This is a genomic window from Yinghuangia seranimata, from assembly GCF_029953285.1.
Taxonomy (GTDB): Bacteria; Actinomycetota; Actinomycetes; order Streptomycetales; family Streptomycetaceae; genus Yinghuangia; species Yinghuangia seranimata.
In genome coordinates this window covers 212,226-232,801 of the sequence record NZ_JASAOI010000011.1, presented here as the reverse complement: position 1 = coordinate 232,801, position 20,576 = coordinate 212,226, and the positions used below count along the sequence as shown (strand labels likewise).

The 20,576-nt window shown below is 71.6% G+C and carries 15 protein-coding genes; 2 read left to right on the top strand and 13 right to left on the bottom strand.

Annotation, left to right across the window (positions count from 1 at the left end; genetic code table 11):
• Nucleotides 1-3: 3 nt before the first annotated feature.
• The 7 genes from QI554_RS09020 to uvrA all read right to left on the bottom strand — a co-directional run bounded on the left by QI554_RS09020 (nucleotide 4) and on the right by uvrA (nucleotide 9,840).
• Nucleotides 4-1,257 (bottom strand): GNAT family N-acetyltransferase, encoded by a 1,254-nt coding sequence (locus QI554_RS09020; RefSeq protein ID WP_281467827.1) that lies wholly within the window; start codon nucleotides 1,255-1,257, stop codon nucleotides 4-6.
• Nucleotides 1,258-1,394: 137 nt separating this feature from the next.
• A complete protein-coding gene (gene whiA, locus QI554_RS09015; RefSeq protein ID WP_281467825.1) occupies nucleotides 1,395-2,375 on the bottom strand; it encodes a DNA-binding protein WhiA in 981 nt (326 codons plus the stop codon).
• Nucleotides 2,366-3,361, bottom strand: coding sequence for a gluconeogenesis factor YvcK family protein (locus QI554_RS09010; protein WP_281467823.1), 996 nt, complete (start codon nucleotides 3,359-3,361; stop codon nucleotides 2,366-2,368). Before QI554_RS09010 ends, whiA begins: the two co-directional genes overlap by 10 nt.
• A gap of 20 nt (nucleotides 3,362-3,381) precedes the next feature.
• Nucleotides 3,382-4,305: an RNase adapter RapZ gene (gene rapZ, locus QI554_RS09005; protein ID WP_281467821.1), complete on the bottom strand. Its 924-nt coding sequence runs from the start codon at nucleotides 4,303-4,305 to the stop codon at nucleotides 3,382-3,384.
• Nucleotides 4,306-4,386: 81 nt separating this feature from the next.
• The gene (uvrC, locus tag QI554_RS09000; RefSeq protein WP_281467819.1) at nucleotides 4,387-6,399 is read right to left on the bottom strand and encodes an excinuclease ABC subunit UvrC; all 2,013 of its coding nucleotides are present in this window, start codon (nucleotides 6,397-6,399) and stop codon (nucleotides 4,387-4,389) included.
• Nucleotides 6,400-6,439: 40 nt separating this feature from the next.
• Nucleotides 6,440-6,886 carry a Rieske (2Fe-2S) protein gene (locus tag QI554_RS08995; protein WP_281467817.1) on the bottom strand — a complete coding sequence of 149 codons (447 nt, stop codon included), beginning with the start codon at nucleotides 6,884-6,886 and terminating at the stop codon, nucleotides 6,440-6,442.
• Between the two features lie 107 nt (nucleotides 6,887-6,993).
• Entirely contained in the window at nucleotides 6,994-9,840 is a 2,847-nt protein-coding gene (uvrA, locus tag QI554_RS08990; RefSeq protein WP_281467815.1) for an excinuclease ABC subunit UvrA, read from the bottom strand.
• 355 nt (nucleotides 9,841-10,195) lie between these two features.
• Here uvrA and QI554_RS08985 point away from each other — a divergent pair, with 355 nt between their 5' ends.
• Complete coding sequence (locus QI554_RS08985; RefSeq protein ID WP_281467813.1) at nucleotides 10,196-10,930, top strand: maleylpyruvate isomerase family mycothiol-dependent enzyme; 735 nt, start codon at nucleotides 10,196-10,198, stop codon at nucleotides 10,928-10,930.
• Between the two features lie 26 nt (nucleotides 10,931-10,956).
• Nucleotides 10,957-11,616: an MBL fold metallo-hydrolase gene (locus QI554_RS08980; protein ID WP_281467811.1), complete on the top strand. Its 660-nt coding sequence runs from the start codon at nucleotides 10,957-10,959 to the stop codon at nucleotides 11,614-11,616.
• Between the two features lie 136 nt (nucleotides 11,617-11,752).
• On the opposite strand, the gene QI554_RS08975 is transcribed toward QI554_RS08980, so the two are convergent.
• The 6 genes from QI554_RS08975 to QI554_RS08950 form a co-directional block, all read right to left on the bottom strand.
• Nucleotides 11,753-12,757, bottom strand: coding sequence for a TerC family protein (locus tag QI554_RS08975; RefSeq protein ID WP_281467810.1), 1,005 nt, complete (start codon nucleotides 12,755-12,757; stop codon nucleotides 11,753-11,755).
• A 121-nt stretch (nucleotides 12,758-12,878) separates the two neighbouring features.
• Complete coding sequence (locus QI554_RS08970) at nucleotides 12,879-13,589, bottom strand: 3'-5' exonuclease (protein ID WP_281467788.1); 711 nt, start codon at nucleotides 13,587-13,589, stop codon at nucleotides 12,879-12,881.
• A 167-nt stretch (nucleotides 13,590-13,756) separates the two neighbouring features.
• Nucleotides 13,757-15,550, bottom strand: coding sequence for a TerD family protein (locus QI554_RS08965; protein ID WP_281467786.1), 1,794 nt, complete (start codon nucleotides 15,548-15,550; stop codon nucleotides 13,757-13,759).
• Nucleotides 15,551-15,693: 143 nt separating this feature from the next.
• Entirely contained in the window at nucleotides 15,694-16,266 is a 573-nt protein-coding gene (locus QI554_RS08960) for a TerD family protein (protein WP_281467784.1), read from the bottom strand.
• 199 nt (nucleotides 16,267-16,465) lie between these two features.
• Nucleotides 16,466-18,547 carry an excinuclease ABC subunit UvrB gene (uvrB, locus tag QI554_RS08955; protein ID WP_281467782.1) on the bottom strand — a complete coding sequence of 694 codons (2,082 nt, stop codon included), beginning with the start codon at nucleotides 18,545-18,547 and terminating at the stop codon, nucleotides 16,466-16,468.
• A 51-nt stretch (nucleotides 18,548-18,598) separates the two neighbouring features.
• On the bottom strand, nucleotides 18,599-20,290 hold the full coding sequence (locus QI554_RS08950) for a hypothetical protein (RefSeq protein ID WP_281467780.1): 1,692 nt from the start codon (nucleotides 20,288-20,290) through the stop codon (nucleotides 18,599-18,601).
• Between the last annotated feature and the right edge of the window lie 286 nt (nucleotides 20,291-20,576).

Below are 20,576 nucleotides of genomic sequence, written 5' to 3'. Positions count from 1 at the left end.
GCGTCAGAACCAGTCCGGGCACCACGGCCCGCGCGCGGTACGGAACATCACCTCGGCCAGTTCCAGCGATCCGGGGATCAGCTCCGTGATGGCACCCTGCGCGGCCAACCGCACCGCCGAGCCGCCGCCCAGGTACAGCGAGCCGAGCGCCGACGCGCCGAGCACCAGGTGCGCCGGCTCGTCGGTGCGCGTGCAGACCGCCCCCTGCGGGCCGCCGTCCAGTGCGAACCGTCCCGCCGCGTAACCGAGTTCGTCCTCCACCTCGAGGACGAGCCGGCCCGCGACCGGATAGGTGCGCGCGGACAGCGCGGCCGGCACGTCCAGCGGCCGCACCCACACGAAGTCCCGCGGGCTGTCCCACGTGACCGCGCGCGGATCGGTGAACATGCCGCGCAGCAGGTCGTCGCTCGCCCGCTCCCCCGCGCTGATCCGCGCGACGTAGTCCACCTGCGTCGCGAACTCCCACAGCGCGACCTCGGCGGCGCGGTCCGCCGCGATCAGCTGGTCCATGTGCAGCGTGGCCTTGGGCACGAAGTCCTCCCAGGACTCCTCCACGCGGTACGCCAGGTAGCCGGTCGGCGTGCCCGACGCGTCCCGGTACACCGCGTAGAAGCGCGGGTCCGGGTTGTGGCCTGACGGACGCAGCCGCACCCGCGAGTACAGCGGGAACCACAGCTCCTGGCGGCTGAGCGCGCCGGGCGTGCGGCGCCGGAACGCGTCGTGGATCGCCGGCCCGAGCTCGACGAACGTCTCGGGCGGCACGATCGCCACGCTGCCGCCGTCCTCCTTGAGCGAGAGGGTGTGCTCGGTGAGCCTCGTGCGCGTCAGGTCGACACGGAAGACCGTGTAGTCGGTCGCCGGGCCGAACCCGAAGCGGCCGTAGATCCGGTACTCGGCGGCGATCAGCACGGCGAGCGCCTCGCCGCGCGCGGCCGACGCGTCCAGGTCCGCGCGCATCATGCGGGTCAGCAGGCCACGGCGGCGGTGCGTCGCGCTGACCGTCACATTGGTGATCGCGCTCGCCGACACGGCGGCGCCGCCCGGAACGATGATGTCACCGCCCCAGCTGCGGAACGTCCCCACGCACTGGTCGCCGTCGAACGCCCCCCGGGTCCGCGACAGGTCGACCACGTCGCGCAGGTAGTCCGCCCACTGCTCCCGGACTTCCTTCGAGTAGTCCGGCACGCGCAGGAACCCGACGTCCATCGCCGCGCCCCACGCGCCCAGTTCGTCTTCCGTGACCGTGCGAATGTCCATGGTTCCTCTCAGGGGGGTTGAGGAGGGCGGAGAAGCGGGGGCAGGCGGGAAAAGGGCAGCGAAAAAGCGCCGGCCGAAGAGACCCTAAGCCCCTCCGGCCGACGCTTTCGACTGAATTATCCGCTTGGCGCGACCGCCTACGAGACCAGCATGTCCGCCGTCAGATTGGCGTCCGTGCCGGGCATCCCCATGTCGCTCGCCCGCTTGTCCGCCATCGCCAGCAGGCGGCGGATGCGGCCGGCGACCGCGTCCTTCGTCAACGGCGGGTCGGCCAGACCGCCCAGCTCCTCCAGCGAGGCCTGCTTGTGCTCCAGGCGCAGCTTGCCCGCCGCCGCCAGGTGCTCCGGCACCTCCTCGCCCAGGATCTCCAGCGCCCGCTGGACCCGGGCCCCGGCGGCCACCGCCGCGCGGGCCGAACGCCGCAGGTTCGCGTCGTCGAAGTTCGCCAGGCGGTTCGCCGTCGCGCGCACCTCGCGGCGCATCCGCCGCTCCTCCCACGCCAGCACGCTTTCGTGCGCGCCGAGCCGGGTGAGCAGCGCGCCGATCGAGTCGCCGTCGCGCACCACGACGCGGTCCACGCCGCGCACCTCACGGGCCTTCGCCGAGATGCTCAGCCGCCGCGCGGCACCCACCAGCGCGAGCGCCGCCTCCGAACCGGGGCAGGTCACCTCGAGCGCCGAGGAGCGGCCGGGCTCGGTCAGCGAGCCGTGCGCCAGGAACGCGCCGCGCCACGCGGCCTCCGCGTCGCACGTCGCACCGGAGACCACCTGCGGCGGCAGCCCGCGCACCGGACGCCCACGGGCGTCCAACAGCCCCGTCTGCCGGGCGAGTTGGTCGCCGTCCTTGGCCACCCGGACCACGTACCGGCTGGTCTTGCGCAGGCCGCCGGCCGACACCACGAGGAGCTCGGACTGGTGCCCGTACACCTCCAGGATGTCCTTGCGCACACGCCGCGCCGCGGCCCCGGTGTCCAGCTCCGCCTCGACGACGATCCGTCCGCCGACCAGGTGCAGGCCTCCAGCGAACCGCAGAAGGGCCGAGACCTCCGCCTTGCGACAGCACGACCGCGTCACCGGGAGCCGACTGAGCTCGTCTTTCACTGCTGCCGTCATCGCCATGGCGCGATCCTTTCACGATCAACGAAGATCCGGCCGTAGGCGGCGGCCAGCCGACCCGGATCGTGTCGCGGTGTGCCGTCCCCGACCGCGACGGGGGTGAGCAGCACCTGCCCGCCGAGCTGCGCGGCGGCCTTCGCGAGCCCGTCGACGTCGTCCACGAGGTCGCTGTCGCCGAGCACCAGGTCGAACGTCAGCCCCGGCGCGTGCTCGGCGAGCACCTCCAGGTGCCGCGCGGGCGAGAAGCCGTCGGTCTCCCCCGGCTGCGGCGCCAGGTTGAGCGCCAGCACCTTGCGGGCCCGCGTCTCCACCAGCGCGGCGGCGAGCTCGGGCACCAGCAGGTGCGGCAGCACGCTGGTGAACCACGATCCCGGACCGAGCACGATCCAGTCGGCGTCCCGCACGGCGGCGACCGCCTCCGGCACCGCCGGCGGGTCCTCCGGCAGCAGCCGCATGCCGAGCACCTCGCCGGGCGTCTTGGCCAGCGCGTGCTGGCCGCGCACCGTCGTCACCGCGGCCGGCGCGAGGCGGTCGTGGCCGCGCACGTCCGCCTCGATGTCCAGCGGCACCGCCGACATCGGGAGCACACTGCCGTGCGCGCCGAGCAGTCGGCCCATCCACTGCAGCGCGGACACCGGGTCGTCGTCCAGCAGCTCCCACAGCGCGACGATCAGCAGGTTGCCCACCGCGTGGCCGTTGAGGTCGCCCTCGCAGCGGAACCGGTGCTGGATCACCCTGCTCCACGTGTTGCCCCACTCGTCGTCGCCGCACAGCGCGGCCAGCGCCATGCGCAAATCGCCGGGCGGCAGCACGCCGAGGTCGCGCCGCAGCCGACCGCTCGAGCCGCCGTCGTCGGCGACCGTGACCACCGCGGTCAGGTCGTCGGTGAGCCGGCGCAGCGCGGACAGGGAGGCGTGCAGGCCGTGGCCGCCGCCGAGCGCGACGACCTTGGGGCCGGTGTGCCGGGCGTGCTCGTATCCGTTGTTCACGAGGCCATCAACTCGCGTCACTACTCCCGGCCCTTGTCGCGGTGCACCACAACGGCCTCCACGCCGTCCTCCTGCATGCGCTTGGCCAGCCGCTCCGCCATCGCCACACTGCGGTGCTTGCCGCCCGTGCAGCCGACGGCGAGCGTCAGGTAGCGCTTGCCCTCACGACGGTAGCCCTCGGTGATGATGCGCAGCAGCTCCGTGTAGCCGTCCAGGAACTCCTTGGCACCGGGCTGGTCGAAGACGTAGCGCGCGACGGGCTCGTCGGTGCCGGTGAACGGGCGCAGCTCGGGGATCCAGTGCGGGTTGGGCAGGAACCGGCAGTCGACGACGAGGTCGGCGTCGACCGGCAGGCCGTACTTGAACCCGAACGACATCACGGTGGCCTTGAGCCGCGGCTCGCTGGACCCCGCGAACTGGGCGTCCATCTTGGCCCGCAGCTCGTGCACGTTGAGGTTCGTGGTGTCGATGACGAGGTCCGCCTGGCCGCGCAGCTCGGTGAGCAGCGCGCGCTCGGCGGCGATGCCGTCGACGATGCGGCCGTCGCCCTGCAGCGGGTGCGGGCGGCGGACGTTCTCGAAGCGGCGCACGAGCGCGTCGTCGGCGGCCTCGAGGAACACGATGCGCCGCACGACGGCGGCGGTCTCGAGCTGGTCGAGCGCCTCGCGCAGGTCGTCGAAGAAGGTCCGGCCGCGCACGTCGACCACGACCGCAATGCGCGCCACGGCCCCCTGCGTGCGCGCGCCGAGGTCCACCATCGCCGGGATCAGCGACGGCGGCAGGTTGTCGACGACGAACCAGCCCAGGTCCTCCAGGCCCTTCGCCGCGGTCGACCGGCCGGCCCCGGACATGCCGGAGATGATCACCAGCTCGGGGATGCCGGGGACCTGGTCGACCGCCTCGACGGACTCTCCGGCCGCGTCGGTACTGGCCGCGTCACTCATGGTTGCCTCCGGGCGACGCCGCGCTGTCTCACTGGTCCTCCACCCACACTCACACCGACACTCGGTTTGCTCGGGTCACGTTCATCCAGAACGATCCGGTTCCACGATCTCATCCGGAGCGTCCGTGGTGATCTCTCCCGTCGCGGTGTTGACCGCGATCTTCGGCGCCTTCGCGGCGAGCGCGGCGAGCACGCTCTCCGCGGTGCGGCGCCCCACTCCGGGCACCTCCATGACCTGCTCGACGGTCGCCGCCTTGAGCTTGCGCAGCGACCCGAAGTGGTCGAGCAGCGCCTTGCGGCGGGTCTCGCCGAGGCCCGGCACGCTGTCCAGCGCGCTCGCGGTCATCGCCTTCGAGCGCTTCCTGCGGTGGAAGGTGATGGCGAAGCGGTGCGCCTCGTCGCGGACCCGCTGCATCAGGTACAGCGCCTCGCTGCTGCGCGGCAGCACGACGGGGTCGTCCTCGCCGGGCAGCCACACCTCCTCCAGCTTCTTCGCCAGGCCGCACACGGCGACGTCGTCGACGCCGAGCTCGTCCAGCGCCCGCTTGGCGGCCGCGACCTGCGGCTGGCCGCCGTCGACGACGACCAGCTGCGGCGGGTACGCGAAGCGCTTCGGCTTGCCGGTCTCCGGGTCGATCGGCCCGGACGGCCCCTCCGCCTCGTCGACGCCGGCCAGCTCGGGCTCGCCGGTCTTCGCGCGCTCGGCCAGGTAGTGCTTGAAGCGCCGGGTCAGCACCTCGTGCATGGACCGCACGTCGTCCTGGCCCTCGAACGACTTGATCGCGAAGGTGCGGTACTCGCTCTTGCGCGGCAGGCCGTCCTCGAAGACCACCATTGAGGCGACCACCTCGGTGCCCTGGAGGTGCGAGATGTCGAAGCACTCGATGCGCAGCGGCGCGGTGTCCAGGCCGAGCGCGTCGGCGATCTCCTGGAGCGCGAGCGAGCGCGTGGTCAGGTCGCCGGCGCGGCGGGTCTTGTGCAGCACGAGGGACTGCTGGGCGTTGCGCAGCACGGTCTCCTGCAGCGCCTTCTTGTCGCCGCGTTGCGGGACGCGCAGGTCCACGCGCGAGCCGCGCAGGCCGGAGAGCCACTCGGCGACCGCCGCGGCCTCGGGCGGCAGCGCAGGGACGAGCACCTCGCGGGGCACCGCGTCGCCGCTCTGGTCGCCGTAGATCTGCTGGAGGAAGTGCTCGACGAGGTCGCCGGGGGTGACGTCCTCGACCTTGTCGACGACCCAGCCTCGCTGGCCGCGCACACGGCCGTCGCGGACGTGGAAGATCTGCACCGCGGCCTCGAGTTCGTCGTCGGCCAGGGCGATCACGTCGGCGTCGGTGCCGTCGCCGAGCACGATGGCGTTCTTCTCCATCGCGCGTGTCAGCGCCGCTATGTCGTCGCGCAGCCGGGCGGCCTTCTCGTACTCCATCTCCGCCGCGGCCTGCTTCATCTCGCGTTCCAGGCGGCGCAGGTACGGGCCGGTCTGGCCGGCCATGAAGTCGCAGAACTCCTCGGCCAGTTCACGGTGCCGCTCGGCGTCGACGCGGCCGACGCACGGGGCCGAGCACTTGTCGATGTAGCCGAGCAGGCAGGGCCGGCCGGACTGCTTGGCGGCCTTGAACACGCCGTTGCTGCACGTGCGCACCGGGAAGACGCGCAGCAGCAGGTCGACGGTCTCGCGGATGGCCCACGCGTGCCCGTACGGGCCGAAGTAGCGCACGCCCTTGCGCTTGGGCCCGCGCATCACCTGGACGCGCGGGAACTCCTCGTTGAGGGTGACCGCGAGGCTCGGGTAGCTCTTGTCGTCGCGGTACTTGACGTTGAACCGCGGGTCGAACTCCTTGATCCAGGAGTACTCGAGCTGGAGCGCCTCGACCTCGGTGCCGACGACCGTCCACTCCACGGAAGCGGCCGTCGTGACCATCGTCTGCGTCCGCGGGTGCAGGCCCGCGAGGTCCTGGAAGTACGACGAGAGCCGCTGCCGCAGGTTCTTGGCCTTGCCGACGTACACGACCCGCCCGTGCACGTCCCGGAAGCGGTACACCCCGGGACCGGTCGGGATCTCGCCCGGCTTCGGGCGGTACGTTGCCGGGTCGGCCATCTGCCACCTCGGGGGTTCGTCGGGTCTGCGGACGGAACGGTCAGCCGACGACGATGTCGCCGTCGACCACCTTGGCCGGCAGCTCGGGCAGCCCGCTGGCGGCCGGGCCGCGGATCACCGAGCCGTCGGTGACGGAGAACTGGCTGCCGTGGCACGGGCACTTGATGACACCCTGCTCGACCTTGTTGACCAGGCAGCCCTGATGGGGACAACGGGCGTCGAACGCCTTGTAGACGTCCTTGGTGGGCTGCGTCACGACGACCCGCGAGTCGTCGAAGACCTTACCCGCGCCGACCGCCACGGTGGGGGCCTTGCCGACGGTGACCGGGCCCTTGGCGCCGGCCTGGTCGCCGGCCGCCTTCTCGCCGCCGTAGCTGGCCTTGCTGCACGCGCTGAGCGCGACGCCGGCCGCGCCGACGGCGCCGGCCGCGGCCACGCCCCGCAGGACGGTGCGGCGGTCGGGGGTGGACGGGGTGGGCTGGGTCATGCGCTTCTCCCTGACGCGTGCGGGTGCCTGGCCGGGGTTCATGATCCCACCTCCGGCCGGGCACCCGTCCCGCGTGTGTCGTGCGTTGTGCCTCGTGTGCGTCGTACTCAGAGCCGGTCGGCGAGGATCTCGCGGAGGAACTTGCCGGTGTGGCTCTCCGCGATCTCCGCGACCTCCTCGGGGGTGCCCTCGGCGATCACCATGCCGCCGCCGCTGCCGCCCTCGGGGCCGAGGTCGACGATCCAGTCGGCGGTCTTGATGACATCCAGGTTGTGCTCGATGACGAGGACGGTGTTGCCCTTGTCGACCAGCGTGGTGAGCACCCCGAGCAGCCGCCGGATGTCCTCGAAGTGCAGGCCGGTGGTGGGCTCGTCGAGGACGTACACGGTGCGGCCGGTGGAGCGGCGCTGGAGCTCGCTGGCGAGCTTGACGCGCTGCGCCTCGCCGCCGGACAGCGTGGTCGCGGGCTGGCCGAGCCGCACGTACCCGAGGCCGACGTCGTTGAGCGTCCTCAGGTGCCGGGCGATCGCGGGGACGGCCTCGAAGAAGTCGAGCGCCTCCTCGATCGGCATGTCGAGGACCTCGGAGATGTTCTTGCCCTTGAAGTGCACCTCGAGCGTCTCGCGGTTGTAGCGCGCTCCGTGGCACACCTCGCACGGGACGTACACGTCCGGCAGGAAGTTCATCTCGATCTTGATGGTGCCGTCACCCGCGCAGTTCTCGCAGCGGCCGCCCTTGACGTTGAAGGAGAACCGGCCGGGCAGGTAGCCGCGGACCTTCGCCTCCTGCGTCTCGGCGAACAGCTTGCGCACGTGGTCGAACACGCCGGTGTAGGTGGCGGGGTTCGAGCGCGGGGTGCGGCCGATCGGGCCCTGGTCGACGTGCACGACCTTGTCCACCAGGTCGGTGCCGGTGATCCGGGTGTGCCGGCCCGGCACCGAGCGGGCGCCGTTGAGCTCGCGCGCGAGGTGCGTGTAGAGGATGTCGTTGACCAGCGTCGACTTGCCGGACCCGGACACGCCGGTGACGGCGGTGAAGGTGCCCAGCGGGAAGCCGACGGTGACGTCGCGCAGGTTGTGCTCGCGCGCGCCGTGCACCACCAGGCGGCGCTTCTTGTCGACCACGCGGCGCTCGGTCGGGGTGGTGATCTGCTTGCGGCCCGACAGGTAGGCGCCGGTCTGCGACTGCTTGTTCTTCAGCAGGTCCTTGTACGTGCCGGAGTGCACGACCTTGCCGCCGTGCTCGCCGGCGCCGGGGCCGATGTCGACGACCCAGTCGGCGACCCGGATGGTGTCCTCGTCGTGCTCGACGACGATGAGCGTGTTGCCCATGTCGCGCAGCCGGACCAGGGTCTCGATGAGCCGGTGGTTGTCGCGCTGGTGCAGGCCGATGGACGGCTCGTCGAGCACGTACAGCACGCCGACCAGGCCGGAGCCGATCTGCGTCGCGAGGCGGATGCGCTGCGCCTCGCCGCCGGACAGCGTGCCGGCGGCGCGGTTGAGCGAGAGGTAGTCCAGGCCGACGTCGACGAGGAAGCGCAGCCGCTCGTTGACCTCCTTGAGGACCCGCTCGGCGATCTTCTTCTCGCGCGCGGTCAGCCGGATGGCGCCCAGGAACTCGGCGCAGTCGCTGATCGACATGGCCGAGACGTCGGCGATCGACTTCCCGGCGACGGTGACGGCGAGCACGATCGGCTTGAGCCGGGTGCCCTCGCAGGTCGGGCACGGCACCTGCCGCATGTAGCCCTCGAAGCGCTCGCGGCTGCTGTCGGACTCGGCCTCGGAGTGCCGGCGCACGACGAACGGGATCGCGCCCTCGAACGCGGTGGTGTACGCGCGTTCGCGGCCGTACCGGTTCTTGTAGCGCACCTCGATCTGCGTCCGGTGGCCGTTGAGCAGCGCGTTGCGGGCGCGCACGGGCAGCCCGGCCCACGGCACGTCGGTGCGGAAGTTCAGCGCCTCGGCGAGCGCCTCGATCAGCCGCCCGAAGTACTCGCTGGCGTGACCGCTCGACCACGGGGCGAGCGCGCCCTCGTCGAGGGTCTTCTCCGGGTCGGGGACGATCAGCTCGGGGTCGACCTCCATGCGGGTGCCGATGCCGGTGCAGTCGGGGCACGCGCCGAAGGGCGAGTTGAAGGAGAACGAGCGCGGCTCCAGCTCCTCGAACGACAGGTCGTCGTACGGGCAGTAGAGGTGCTCGGAGTACATCCGCTCGCGGTTCTCGTCGTCCTCGGGCAGGTCGACGAAGTCGAGCACGACCATGCCGTTGCCGAGCCGCAGCGCGGTCTCGACGGAGTCGGTGAGCCGGCGCTTGGCGGAGGACTTCACCGCGAGGCGGTCGACGACCACCTCGATGGTGTGCTTCTCCTGCTTCTTCAGCTTGGGGGCGTCGGTGAGCTGGACGACCTGGCCGTCGACCCGGGCGCGGCTGTAGCCCTGCGACTGGAGCTGCGCGAACAGGTCGACGAACTCGCCCTTGCGCTCGCGCACGACCGGGGCGAGCACCTGGAAGCGGGTGCCCTCGTCGAGCTCGAGCACGCGGTCGACGACCTGCTGCGGGCTCTGCCGGGCGATGGGACGGGCGCAGACCGGGCAGTGCGGGTGGCCGATGCGCGCGAAGAGCAGGCGCAGGTAGTCGTAGACCTCGGTGATGGTGCCGACCGTCGAGCGCGGGTTCCGGTTGGTCGACTTCTGGTCGATGGAGACCGCCGGCGACAGGCCCTCGATGAAGTCGACGTCGGGCTTGTCCATCTGGCCGAGGAACTGCCGCGCGTACGACGACAGCGACTCGACGTAGCGGCGCTGCCCCTCGGCGAAGATCGTGTCGAACGCCAGGGACGACTTGCCGGAGCCGGACAGCCCGGTGAACACGATGAGCGCGTCGCGGGGGAGGTCGAGGGAGACGTCCTTGAGGTTATGCTCGCGCGCGCCACGAACGATGAGACGGTCGGCCACTGGAGAATCGAAACCCTTCGACAGCTCGGCTTGGGTGGTACGAGCGCTGGATGAGAACCGCTCGATCCCGGTCAGACTGGTCTGGTCCCCCGGCAATCGTAAGCCGCTCGGCGGCGGCGTTTGTTCCCCGATCGCGACCCCCAGGTTATCGCACACGCATTCGAAAATGCGCCGGACGCCCCACCGATTCACTCGATCGTGGGACGGATCTGTGACCGCGCCGCACTCGACAATGTCACTGGACGATGATCTAGAAGTGTCTCAAGCAGGTCGCCCCACGGGCCCGCCAGCAGATACGGTCTGAGCGTGCGGAGCGCGTGCCGGACGGCGTGCGCGGGGTTCTCGGGAGGCATGCTTGACCACGGACGGGTTCGACCCCGCCGCCCTCGTCGACGAGATGGCCACCGCCACCGCGCAGGTGGTGGACACCGCGGAGCGCCTGACCCCGGAGCGCATGGCCGGCCCGTCGGGCCTGCCCGGCTGGTCGCGTGCGCACGTGCTCACCCACCTCGCCCGCAACGCCGACGGGCTCGCCAACCTGGCGCACTGGGCGGCGACCGGCGTGGTCACACCCATGTACCCGCCGGGCGGGGCGCGCGACGCCGCGATCGAGCAGGGCGCGCAGCGCCCCGGCGCCGAGATCGTGGCCGACCTCCAGGCCGCGTCGGAGCGGCTCGAACACGCGCTGGCCTCGCTGTCGTACGCGGCGTGGGGCGCGAAGGTGGCCGGGCGGGACGGGCGCGAGTTCGCGGCGCTCCAGCTGCCGTACAAGCGCATCCGTGAGCTCTACATCCACCACGTCGACCTCAACGCGGGCTGGACGCCGGCGCACTGGCCGGGCGACTTCGCGACCCGTGAACTGTTGGACGCCGCGGCGTCGTTCCGCGGCCGTCCGGACACCGTGCCGCTGCTGCTGCACGACGAGGACAGCGGTCGGCGCCTGGCGATAGGCCCCGAGGAGGCCGCCCCGCTGGCGGTCGTGTCGGGCCCGCGGCGCACGCTGCTGGCGTGGCTGATCGGCCGTACGGGCGGCGACGGCCTGACGATGGACCCCCCCGGCGCGCTGCCGCCGCTTCCCGCCTGGATGTAGACCCGCCCTGGCGGGAGGATGGCCCTATGACGACGTATCACGGCGCGGTGAAGGTCGGCGGCTCGCCGGCGGTCCGCGAGCTGGCGCATCTGATCATCACGAAGGTCGCGGTCGGGCCCTACGACAACGACTGCTACCTCCTGCGCTGCCGCGCGACCGGCGAGCAGCTGCTGATCGACGCGGCCAACGACGCGGGCACACTGCTCACGCTCATCGGCGCGGACGGCATCCGGCAGGTGGTGACCACGCACCGGCACGCCGACCACTGGCAGGCGCTGGCCGAGGTCGTGGCGGCGACGGGCGCCGAGACGCTGGCCGGGCGGTTCGACGCCGAGGGCGTCCCGGTGCCGACCGACCGGCTCCTGGACGACGGGGACACCGTCACGGTCGGCGACGTCCCGCTGACCGCGATCCACCTCGTCGGGCACACGCCGGGCAGCATCGCCCTGGTCTACGACGACCCGCAGGGCCACCCGCACCTGTTCACCGGCGACTGCCTGTTCCCGGGCGGGGTCGGCAACACGTTCGACGACCCGGAAGCCTTCCAGTCGCTGCTCGGCGGCGTCGAGGAGAAGCTCTTCGGGCGGCTGCCGGACGAGACCTGGGTGTACCCGGGGCACGGCAACGACACCACGCTGGGCGCGGAGCGGCCGAGCCTGGCGGAGTGGCGCGAGCGCGGCTGGTAGGCGCCCGGGCTCGACGGACACGCGAACGGCGGTGGGGGGGGCCCCCCCGGGGGGCCCCCCCCCCCCCGGGGCGGGGGGGGGGGGGGCCCGGGCGGGCCCCCCCCCACCGCCGTTTTGCCGCGTCGTGCCCGCCGGGTCAGCCGGTGCGGCTCGGCTCGTCCGTCGCGTCCCGCGCCTCGCGCTCGGCCGCGGCGGCGAGCTCGGCGTCCTTCTTCGACTTGCGCAGGCTCAGCACGGTCGTAACCGCCAGCGTGACGACGATGAAGCCCAGCGACGCGGGGATCCCGATCTCCGGCACGTGCACGCCCTGGCCGTGCAGCGCCTCCAGGACCAGCTTGACGCCGATGAAGCCGAGGATGATCGACAGCCCGTACGACAGGTAGACCAGCTTCTTCAGCAGCCCGCCGATGAGGAAGTACAGCTGGCGCAGGCCCATCAGCGCGAACGCGTTCGCGGTGAAGACGATGTACGGCTCCTGCGTGAGGCCGAAGATCGCCGGGATCGAGTCGAGCGCGAACAGCACGTCGGTGGTGCCGATCGCGATCATGACGATCAGCATCGGTGTGACGAGCCGCTTGCCGTTCTCCCTCACGACCAGCTTGGTGCCGCGGTAGTCCTTCGTGGTCGGCGCGACCTTCTCGACCCACCGGAGGACGGCGTTCTCCTCGAACTCCTCCTCCTCGTCGGACTGGGCCTCCTTGACCAGCTTCCACGCGGTCCAGATGAGGAACGCGCCGAAGATGAAGAACACCCACGAGAACGCGGCGACCGCGGCGGCGCCGAGGCCGATGAACACGCCGCGCAGCACGAGCGCGAGCAGCACGCCGACGAGCAGCACCCGCTGCTGGTACTGCGCGGGGACCGCGAACTTGCCCATGATCAGGACGAACACGAACAGGTTGTCGACGCTGAGCGACTTCTCGGTGATGAAGCCCGCGAAGAACTCGCCGGCCGGCTCCGCCCCCGAGACGACCCACAGTCCGACGCCGAACAGCACGGCGAGGGCGACCCAGAAGACGCCCCACAGCGCGGCTTCCTTGAGGGTCACCTCGTGCGGCTTGCGGTTGATGAGCAGGTCCACGCCGACCAGGGCCAGCAGGACCACGATCGTCACGATCCAGGTGGTGAGGGAAATATCCACAGGGCCTCCGGCGGACGTGGCAGGGTGCGTCGTCGATGCCGGAGGTCGCTTCCGGGCACGCTGACGGGTACCCCGCCCAGCATGCCAGAAGGTAAAGGGATAACCAAGTCGATCTTTACCTTTACATGGTTTTCCCGAGGCCGCGCGCCGGGTCCGCCTCGAAGCCGCGCCGCGGGCGCAGCACCCCCGTGTACGCCGGGTACTCCGGCGCCCGCGCGGGCGGCACCGCCAGCGTCAGCGCGGCGGCGCCCGCCTCGCGCAGCAGCAGCGGCAGCAGCCGCGCCGTCACGCGCGCGTCCGCGAGCGCCGCGTGCGCGTCGGGGAACTCCAGGCCGAAATAGGCGCAGCAGGTGCCGAGCTTGCTGTCCGCGACCGGCAGCGCGGTGGCCTTCGCCAGGCGCATCGTGCACAGTGCCGGCACCATCGGCATGGCCACCCCGGCCGCCGCGAACTCCGCCTCCAGGAACCGCTGTTCGAACGCCGCGTTGTGCGCGACCACCACCGCGCCGGCCAGCAGCCCGGCCAGCTCCCCCGCGATGTCGACGAACCGAGGGGCGCCCGCGACGTCAGCCTCGGTGATCCGGTGCACCTGCGTCGCGCCGACGCCGCGCCCCGGGTCCACCAGCGTCGTCCACTCGCGCAGCACCCGCCCGTCGCCCGCGATCCGGACCACGCCGATCTCGACGATGCGGTCGCCGCGTCCCGGCGAGAAGCCCGTCGTCTCCAGGTCCACCACCGCGAACTCCAGGTCGCGGACGGCGATCGCGCCGACCCGCCCGGCAGGCGTGTCGATCGGCCGGGGCGCCCCGGCCGCACTACGGGGTCCGGGCACGCCTGCATACGAGAACACGGGCAGGTACTCCAAGGGTCGTCCGTCAGCGGCCATGGACACCCTAGTGAGAACCGGCCCGGCGGTTGGGCGGATCGGGCCGGTTCCACTCGTAAGGGATGCTTCGCACCCGCTCCGGGCGCATTCCTTCGGTCGGAGCGGGGCGGAGGTCAGCTCCCGCCGGCCGCGCTGGACGCCACCCAGGACAGCAGAGTCTGCGTCACGCCCGTGCCGTCGGACGGCAGGTCGGGCGTGTAGGTCCACGAGTGGTGCACCCACGGGTCGGCGATGTGGTCCTCGGGGATCGGCGTCAGACGCAGCATCGCGCGCCACAGCGGGTCGAGCAGCGGGCCGAACGACGCGGCGTCCTCACGGCCGCCGACGACGATGACGTGCACGCCGACCCGGCCGCCCTCCTCGACCAGGTGCCGCAGCTGCGTCACGGTGCGGTCGTCGAAGCCGTACGGGAAGCCGTGCACCACCAGCAGCTGGCGGCTGAAGTCGATGTGCTCGGGCAGCGCGTCGGTCGCGCCGCTCTCGATCGCCATGCGCGCCAGCTCGACGCGGTCCATGAGCCGCGACATCAGCGCGGTGATCTCCGGCGCCGTCGTCGCGGGCGGGCCGACCAGCAGGCCGGTGGCGCCCAGCGGCGCGAACGGGCCGGCCGCGGCGCCCTTGCCCTCCGGGTCGACGATGTGCAGCTTGAGGTCGCCGACCGGGAACGCCGAGAGCATGCGCGCGACCAGCGTCGCCGCGAGCTCCGACGCCCGCGCGCGGACCTGCTCCGGGCCGCGCGACACCGAGTCGCCGTCCAGGCCGGTGGCGCCGCTGTCGATCCACAGGCCGCGCTCCATCGGCAGGCGCAGCACCATCGGGATGCGCAGCTGCGGGTTCTCCGGCAGGTGCAAGTCGCCCAGGCGCACCGCGAGCGCGACGTCCTCGGGGGCGCTCCACGCGGCCCACGCCGGGGAGTCCCAGCGCGCCAGCTCCGGCGGCAGCTGCGGCTCCAACTGCGCCACCTCGGCGCTCAGTTGCGCGGCGTCCTTGTCGAGTCCGGCACGCGCCCGCTCGACCAGGTCGCGGTGCTTGGCGCGTGCCGCGTCCTGCGCCGCGAGACCGGCCTGCGACGTGCGCGCGGCCGGGTCGCCGAGCACGTCGGCGAGCTCGTTGTCGAGGCGGTTGTCGGCGTACTCGACCGAGGAGCGGTACGAGGCGGCGGACCGGGCGGCGTCCTCGAAGATGCCCCAGACCTGCTCGTAGAGGCGCTCGACGCGGCGGCGGGCCTCCAGGGCGGCCGCCTCGCGCTGCGCGTCGCTCATCCCGGCGGTCGGCTGCGGGCGCGGCGCGGAACCGGCGAACGGCGACGCGGTGTCCGCGGGCTGCTCGGCGGCGGCCGGCTGCGGCGTCGGGGCGTTGGCCGCGGTGTGCGGGGCGCCGCCGGGGCCGGCGAGCAGCGTGCGCGCACGGTCCACGATCGGGGCACGCAGCTGGACGCCCATGTCACGCAGCAGGACGTCGAGGCCGCCCTCGTAGCCCTGGCCGACGGCGCGGACCTTCCAGGCGCCCTGGCGCCGGTAGATCTCGACCGCCTGCAGGGCCCGCTCGGTGTGCAGGTCGCCGATGGTGAACGTGGCGACCGGGGTGCCCCCGGAGGTGACGGTGGCGACCGGGGCGGCGACCGCGCCGAAGCGGTCCACGCCGCTGCCCTCGATCGTCGCCGTGACCATGACCCGCTCGACGGCGTCCGGCAGCGCCGTCAGGTCGACCTCGACGGCGCGGGGCCGGAGCGTCACGCCGGGCGCCGAACCCCCGTCGCGCTGGAGCACGTCGGCGTCGTCGCGCACCTTCAGGTCCGCGTCGAGCAGCACGGCGACGAGTTCGACCGGGCATTGCGCGGTCATCTCGACCACGACCTGCGACGCCGGCAGCGGCAGGTTTTGTCCCCGGACGAGTTCGGTGGTCATGGTGCGTTCCCCTCCCCGCCCCCCGAGGGACGGAACCGCACGAGCCGGGGCCGTCGGATGTCCCTGACGTGGCCCCGGCCCGCTTCGAAAATCGGTGCCGGACCGGCCCCTACGCACGAAGGGGCGGTCCGGCGTGTTCGGTCTTACAGGTGCGCGGCGAGCGCCGGCATGAGCTCGGTGAAGGTGCGGCCGTTGGCCGGCTCACCGATGGCGCTCATCTTCCAGCCGTCGCCGTGGCGGTACAGCTTCGCCATGATCTGGGCGTTGTTCGGGCCACCGCCGGAGAGCGTGTAACGGGCCAGCTCCTGGCCGTTGGTCTCGTCGACGATGCGGCAGAACGCGTTCTCGACCTCCTGGAAGGTCTGGCCCTGGAACGAGTTCACGGTGAAGATGATCTGGGTCACGTGCACCGGGACACGGGTCAGGTCGACGATGATCGACTCGTCGTCGCCGTCGCCGGCACCCGTCAGGTTGTCACCGGTGTGCTGGACCGAGCCGTCGTCGCTGCGAAGGTGGCCGAAGTACACGGCGTCGACCGGCTGCTGGTCGGCGAACAGCACGCACGAGGCGTCCAGGTCGATGTCCCGCTCGCGGCTGCCGAACAGGCCCTTCTTCTTCACCGCGTCCCAGCCCAGGCCCATCCGGACCAGGGTGAGCTGGCCGCCGCCCTGCTTTTCGAGCGACAGGCGCTGACCCTTGACCATGTTGACGGACACTGTGATGTCTCCCCTCACAAAATGCTTTGTTCCGCTGCACGCGGCTCGCGCCCGCAGCGTAGTGCCCAGCCGGAGTTCCCGCTGAAGGAATCGGCCGAGGTCCTATCCGTGACGAACCTATCGTTCATGACGTTTCGATACAGCGGGTCGTTCCCTCTGTTCTCCACGGGTTCGCCTGATAGGGCGTGCGACCGCCCCGTCAGGCCATACCGGCGGCCTTCATGCCGCGCAGCTCCTTCTTCAGTTCGCCGACCTCGTCGCGCAGCCGTGCCGCGAGCTCGAACTGGAGCTCGGCCGCGGCCGCGTGCATCTGCTCGGTCAGCTGCGTGATCAGGTCGGTGAGATCGGCGGCCGGCATGTCCTTCGCGTCCGGCAGGTCCTTGCCGCGCGTCGGCACCGGCGCCTTGGTGCGACCCTTCGCACCACTCATCAGTTCGACGGTGTCCGCGTCCTCGCGCGCGATCATGTCGAGGATGTCGACGATCTTCTTGCGCAGCGGCTGCGGGTCGATGCCGTGCTCGGTGTTGTACGCGATCTGCTTCTCGCGGCGCCGGTTCGTCTCGTCGATGGCCTTCTCCATCGACGGCGTGATCCGGTCCGCGTACATGTGCACCTGGCCGGACACGTTGCGTGCCGCACGGCCGATCGTCTGGATGAGCGAGGTGCCCGAGCGGAGGAAGCCCTCCTTGTCCGCGTCGAGGATCGCGACCAGCGACACCTCGGGCAGGTCCAGGCCCTCGCGCAGCAGGTTGATGCCGACCAGCACGTCGAACTCGCCCAGCCGCAGTTCACGCAGCAGCTCGATACGGCGCAGCGTGTCGATGTCGCTGTGCAGGTACCGCACGCGGATGCCGAGTTCGAGCAGGTAGTCGGTCAGGTCCTCCGACATCTTCTTGGTCAGCGTGGTGACCAGCACGCGCTCGTCGCGCTCGGCACGGGTGCGGATCTCGTGCACCAGGTCGTCGATCTGGCCCTCGGTCGGCTTCACCACGACCTCGGGGTCGATCAGGCCCGTCGGGCGGATGACCTGCTCGACGACGCCGTCGCCGCGGGACAGCTCGTACGGGCCCGGGGTCGCCGACAGGTAGACGGTCTGGCCGATCCGCTCGAGGAACTCCTCCCACTTCAGCGGGCGGTTGTCGATCGCGGACGGCAGCCGGAAGCCGTGGTCGACCAGGTTGCGCTTGCGGGACGCGTCGCCCTCGTACATCGCGCCGATCTGCGGGACGGTCTGGTGCGACTCGTCGATGACCAGCAGGAAGTCCTCGGGGAAGTAGTCCAGCAGCGTGTTCGGCGCGCTGCCGGCCTCGCGGCCGTCGATGTGCCGTGAGTAGTTCTCGATGCCCGAGCACGTGCCGATCTGGCGCATCATCTCGATGTCGTACGTGGTGCGCATGCGCAGCCGCTGCGCCTCCAGCAGCTTGCCCTGCCGCTCGAACAGAGCCAGCTGCTCGGTCAGCTCCTTCTCGATGCCGGTGATCGCGCGTTCCATGCGCTCGGGGCCGGCGACGTAGTGGGTGGCTGGGAAGACGTACAGCTCCTGGTCGTTGGTGACGACCTCGCCCGTCAACGGGTGCAGCGTCATCAGCGACTCGATCTCGTCGCCGAACATCTCGATGCGCACCGCGAGTTCCTCGTACACCGGGAAGATCTCGATGGTGTCGCCGCGCACCCGGAACGTGCCGCGGGTGAACGCGACGTCGTTGCGCGTGTACTGGATGTCGACGAACTTGCGCAGCAGCGCGTCGCGGTCGAACTCCTGGCCGACCTTGAGCTGCACCATGCGGTCGACGTACTCCTGCGGCGTACCGAGGCCGTAGATGCACGACACCGACGCGACCACGATGACGTCGCGGCGGGTCAGCAGCGAGTTGGTCGTCGAGTGGCGCAGCCGCTCGACCTCCTCGTTGATCGAGGAGTCCTTCTCGATGTAGGTGTCCGTCTGCGCGATGTACGCCTCGGGCTGGTAGTAGTCGTAGTACGACACGAAGTACTCGACCGCGTTGTTCGGCAGCAGCTCGCGGAACTCGTTCGCCAGCTGCGCGGCCAGCGTCTTGTTCGGCGCCATCACCAGCGTCGGGCGCTGCAGCCGCTCGATCATCCAGGCCGTGGTGGCCGACTTGCCCGTACCGGTCGCGCCGAGCAGCACGACGTCCTTCTCGTCGGCGCTGATCCGCCGCTCCAGGTCGTCGATGGCTTTCGGCTGGTCACCGTTGGGCTGGTAGGGGCTGACGACCTGGAAGGGCGCCACCTTGCGTTCGAGGTCCGTAATGGGTCGCACGCGACCACCGTACGGCTTCGCTCCGACAAACGGCGGCGATCCGCGGCGCGGTCAGCGCCCGGGGGCCCACACCGCGACGAAGGACCCGCACCCGAACACCTCCCCGTGCAGCTCACGGCGCACCAGCACCTCGATGCGCGACCAGTGCCGGATGGGCTGGTCGGGGCGCACCAGGTCGGGCACGTAGCCGGGCTTCGCCAGGAACCGCACGTCCAGCGTCGAGAACAGCACCAGGTAGTCGCCCTCGCGGTCGAGCTCCTTGGCCCTCTTGACCATGAGCTTGCGGGCCTCGGGGTTGGTGACCTCCTTGACGTACAGCCAGTCCATCGGGAACGGGTTGTCCAGGCGGAACAGCGGATACGCCGCGGCGGCGTCCGGCAGCACCGCGACCCGGCTCGCGGGCCGCGCCGCGACGCAGTCGCGGATCTGCGCCATGTACCGCAGGTCGCCCTCGGTGGTGCGGATGCCCCGCAGGTCCGACGAGACCGCGCCCATGCCGTGGGTCAGGCCTGGACGGCCGCCGTCGAGGTAGCCGTAGGTGTCGCGGACGTGGATCAGCTTGACGGCGCCGGCGGACGCGACGAGCGCCCCGGCGACGACGAGCACGCCCGTGCGTCGGAGCCCTCCGGGACGGATCGGCGGTGGCACGTCCCGCCACAGCACGACCAGGAGCGTCAGGGCCAGCGAGCCGCCGACCAGCGCGGGCACGTCGTAGCCGTACGACAACGCGGCCATCCACCCGAGCGCGAGCACCGGCAGCGCCCGGACGGGCGGCCGGCGCCGGACGAGGGCGTCCGCGACGGCGGCGGCCAGGAGCATCCACCACAGCAGGCAGGAGTAGAGGACCCGGTCGAAACTCATGCTCGCCTGTGCGAGCTCCCCGACGACCGCCACCGAGGCCACGGCACGCGCCCCGAGGTCGGCCCACCGCGGGACTGTGGGGAGGCGCCGGGCGAGCACCCACCCGACGAGCGCCAGGCCGTACAGCACCGCCCATCGGGCCTCCTGCGGAGTGCCCCGCAACATGTCGGGCAGCATCGTCAGCAGCCGCTCACCCCAGACCCCGTCGGCCCCGAGCAGCTGATCCGGCAGCTCGGCCGCACCGCCGCCGAGCACGACCCACACGACGTACGCGACGGGCACCCCGGCGAGGAGCGGCAGCTCCCGAACCCGGGCACGCCGATCCGGCCCCGACAACAGCAACGCAGCGGCGACCAGCGGCACGGGCGCGAAACTCTGCTTGCACACGACGGCACACCCGGCGACGACCAGCCCGCTCCGCCGCACGGCCGTCCTACGGCGGCCCCGATCGACGAGAGCCCAGCCGACCGACGCGAAGAAGATCCCGTCCGTGGTGTGCCACGTCATGGCAGGCCACATATGCAGATCGACCATCGCAGCCGCCGCCACACACCCGACGAGCAACGGCCCGAACCGAACAACCCCCCGCCCGGTCGCGAGCACGGCCAGAGCCACCGCCGAACCAACGAACTCCAGGCACGCGACCCAGGCTTGGACCAGCATGAGCGGCCCCGGCAGAACGAAGTCGACGAGATGGAACACCGCCGACCCGGCGGGCCGAGGAGAGAAGAAGTCCGCGTGCGGCACCTGCCCGTGCAGGATCCGCCACGAGAGCGCTTGCGTGAACCCTTGGTCCATCGGCGCGAACCCGTACCGCCCGACGGAGTAGGTGAGCCAGGTGGCGAGCAGCGACGGCCAGACGAGATGGACTCCGACCCCCACCCACCGCCGACGAGCGGAGCGGGTCGACCAGTTAGCCGACTCACCGACGACACCCTGAGCAGTCGGACGGGCCGCGGCCCTTTGCGGCACATGGGCAATGGACAACAACCACCGACGGGCTCGAACACCAGCAGGCCCCGGTCCGACCCACGACTCCGCGAACACCCCGGCCCGCGCGGTGGAGTCCTCCCCCACGCCAACAGAGCTGCCGCGCCCCCGGGCACCCCGCCCGCCGACCACGCGCACAGCCACGTCGACACAGCGCAGCCACCGCCGACCAGGGGGG

Bases quoted from the DNA above. Each gene is read 5' to 3' on its own strand.
- QI554_RS09020 (WP_281467827.1), bottom strand. From the start codon at position 1,257: ATGGACATTCGCACGGTCACGGAAGACGAACTGGGCGCGTGGGGCGCG.
- whiA (WP_281467825.1), bottom strand. From the start codon at position 2,375: ATGGCGATGACGGCAGCAGTGAAAGACGAGCTCAGTCGGCTCCCGGTG.
- rapZ (WP_281467821.1), bottom strand. From the start codon at position 4,305: ATGAGTGACGCGGCCAGTACCGACGCGGCCGGAGAGTCCGTCGAGGCG.
- uvrC (WP_281467819.1), bottom strand. From the start codon at position 6,399: ATGGCCGACCCGGCAACGTACCGCCCGAAGCCGGGCGAGATCCCGACC.
- QI554_RS08995 (WP_281467817.1), bottom strand. From the start codon at position 6,886: ATGACCCAGCCCACCCCGTCCACCCCCGACCGCCGCACCGTCCTGCGG.
- QI554_RS08980 (WP_281467811.1), top strand. From the start codon at position 10,957: ATGACGACGTATCACGGCGCGGTGAAGGTCGGCGGCTCGCCGGCGGTC.
- QI554_RS08965 (WP_281467786.1), bottom strand. From the start codon at position 15,550: ATGACCACCGAACTCGTCCGGGGACAAAACCTGCCGCTGCCGGCGTCG.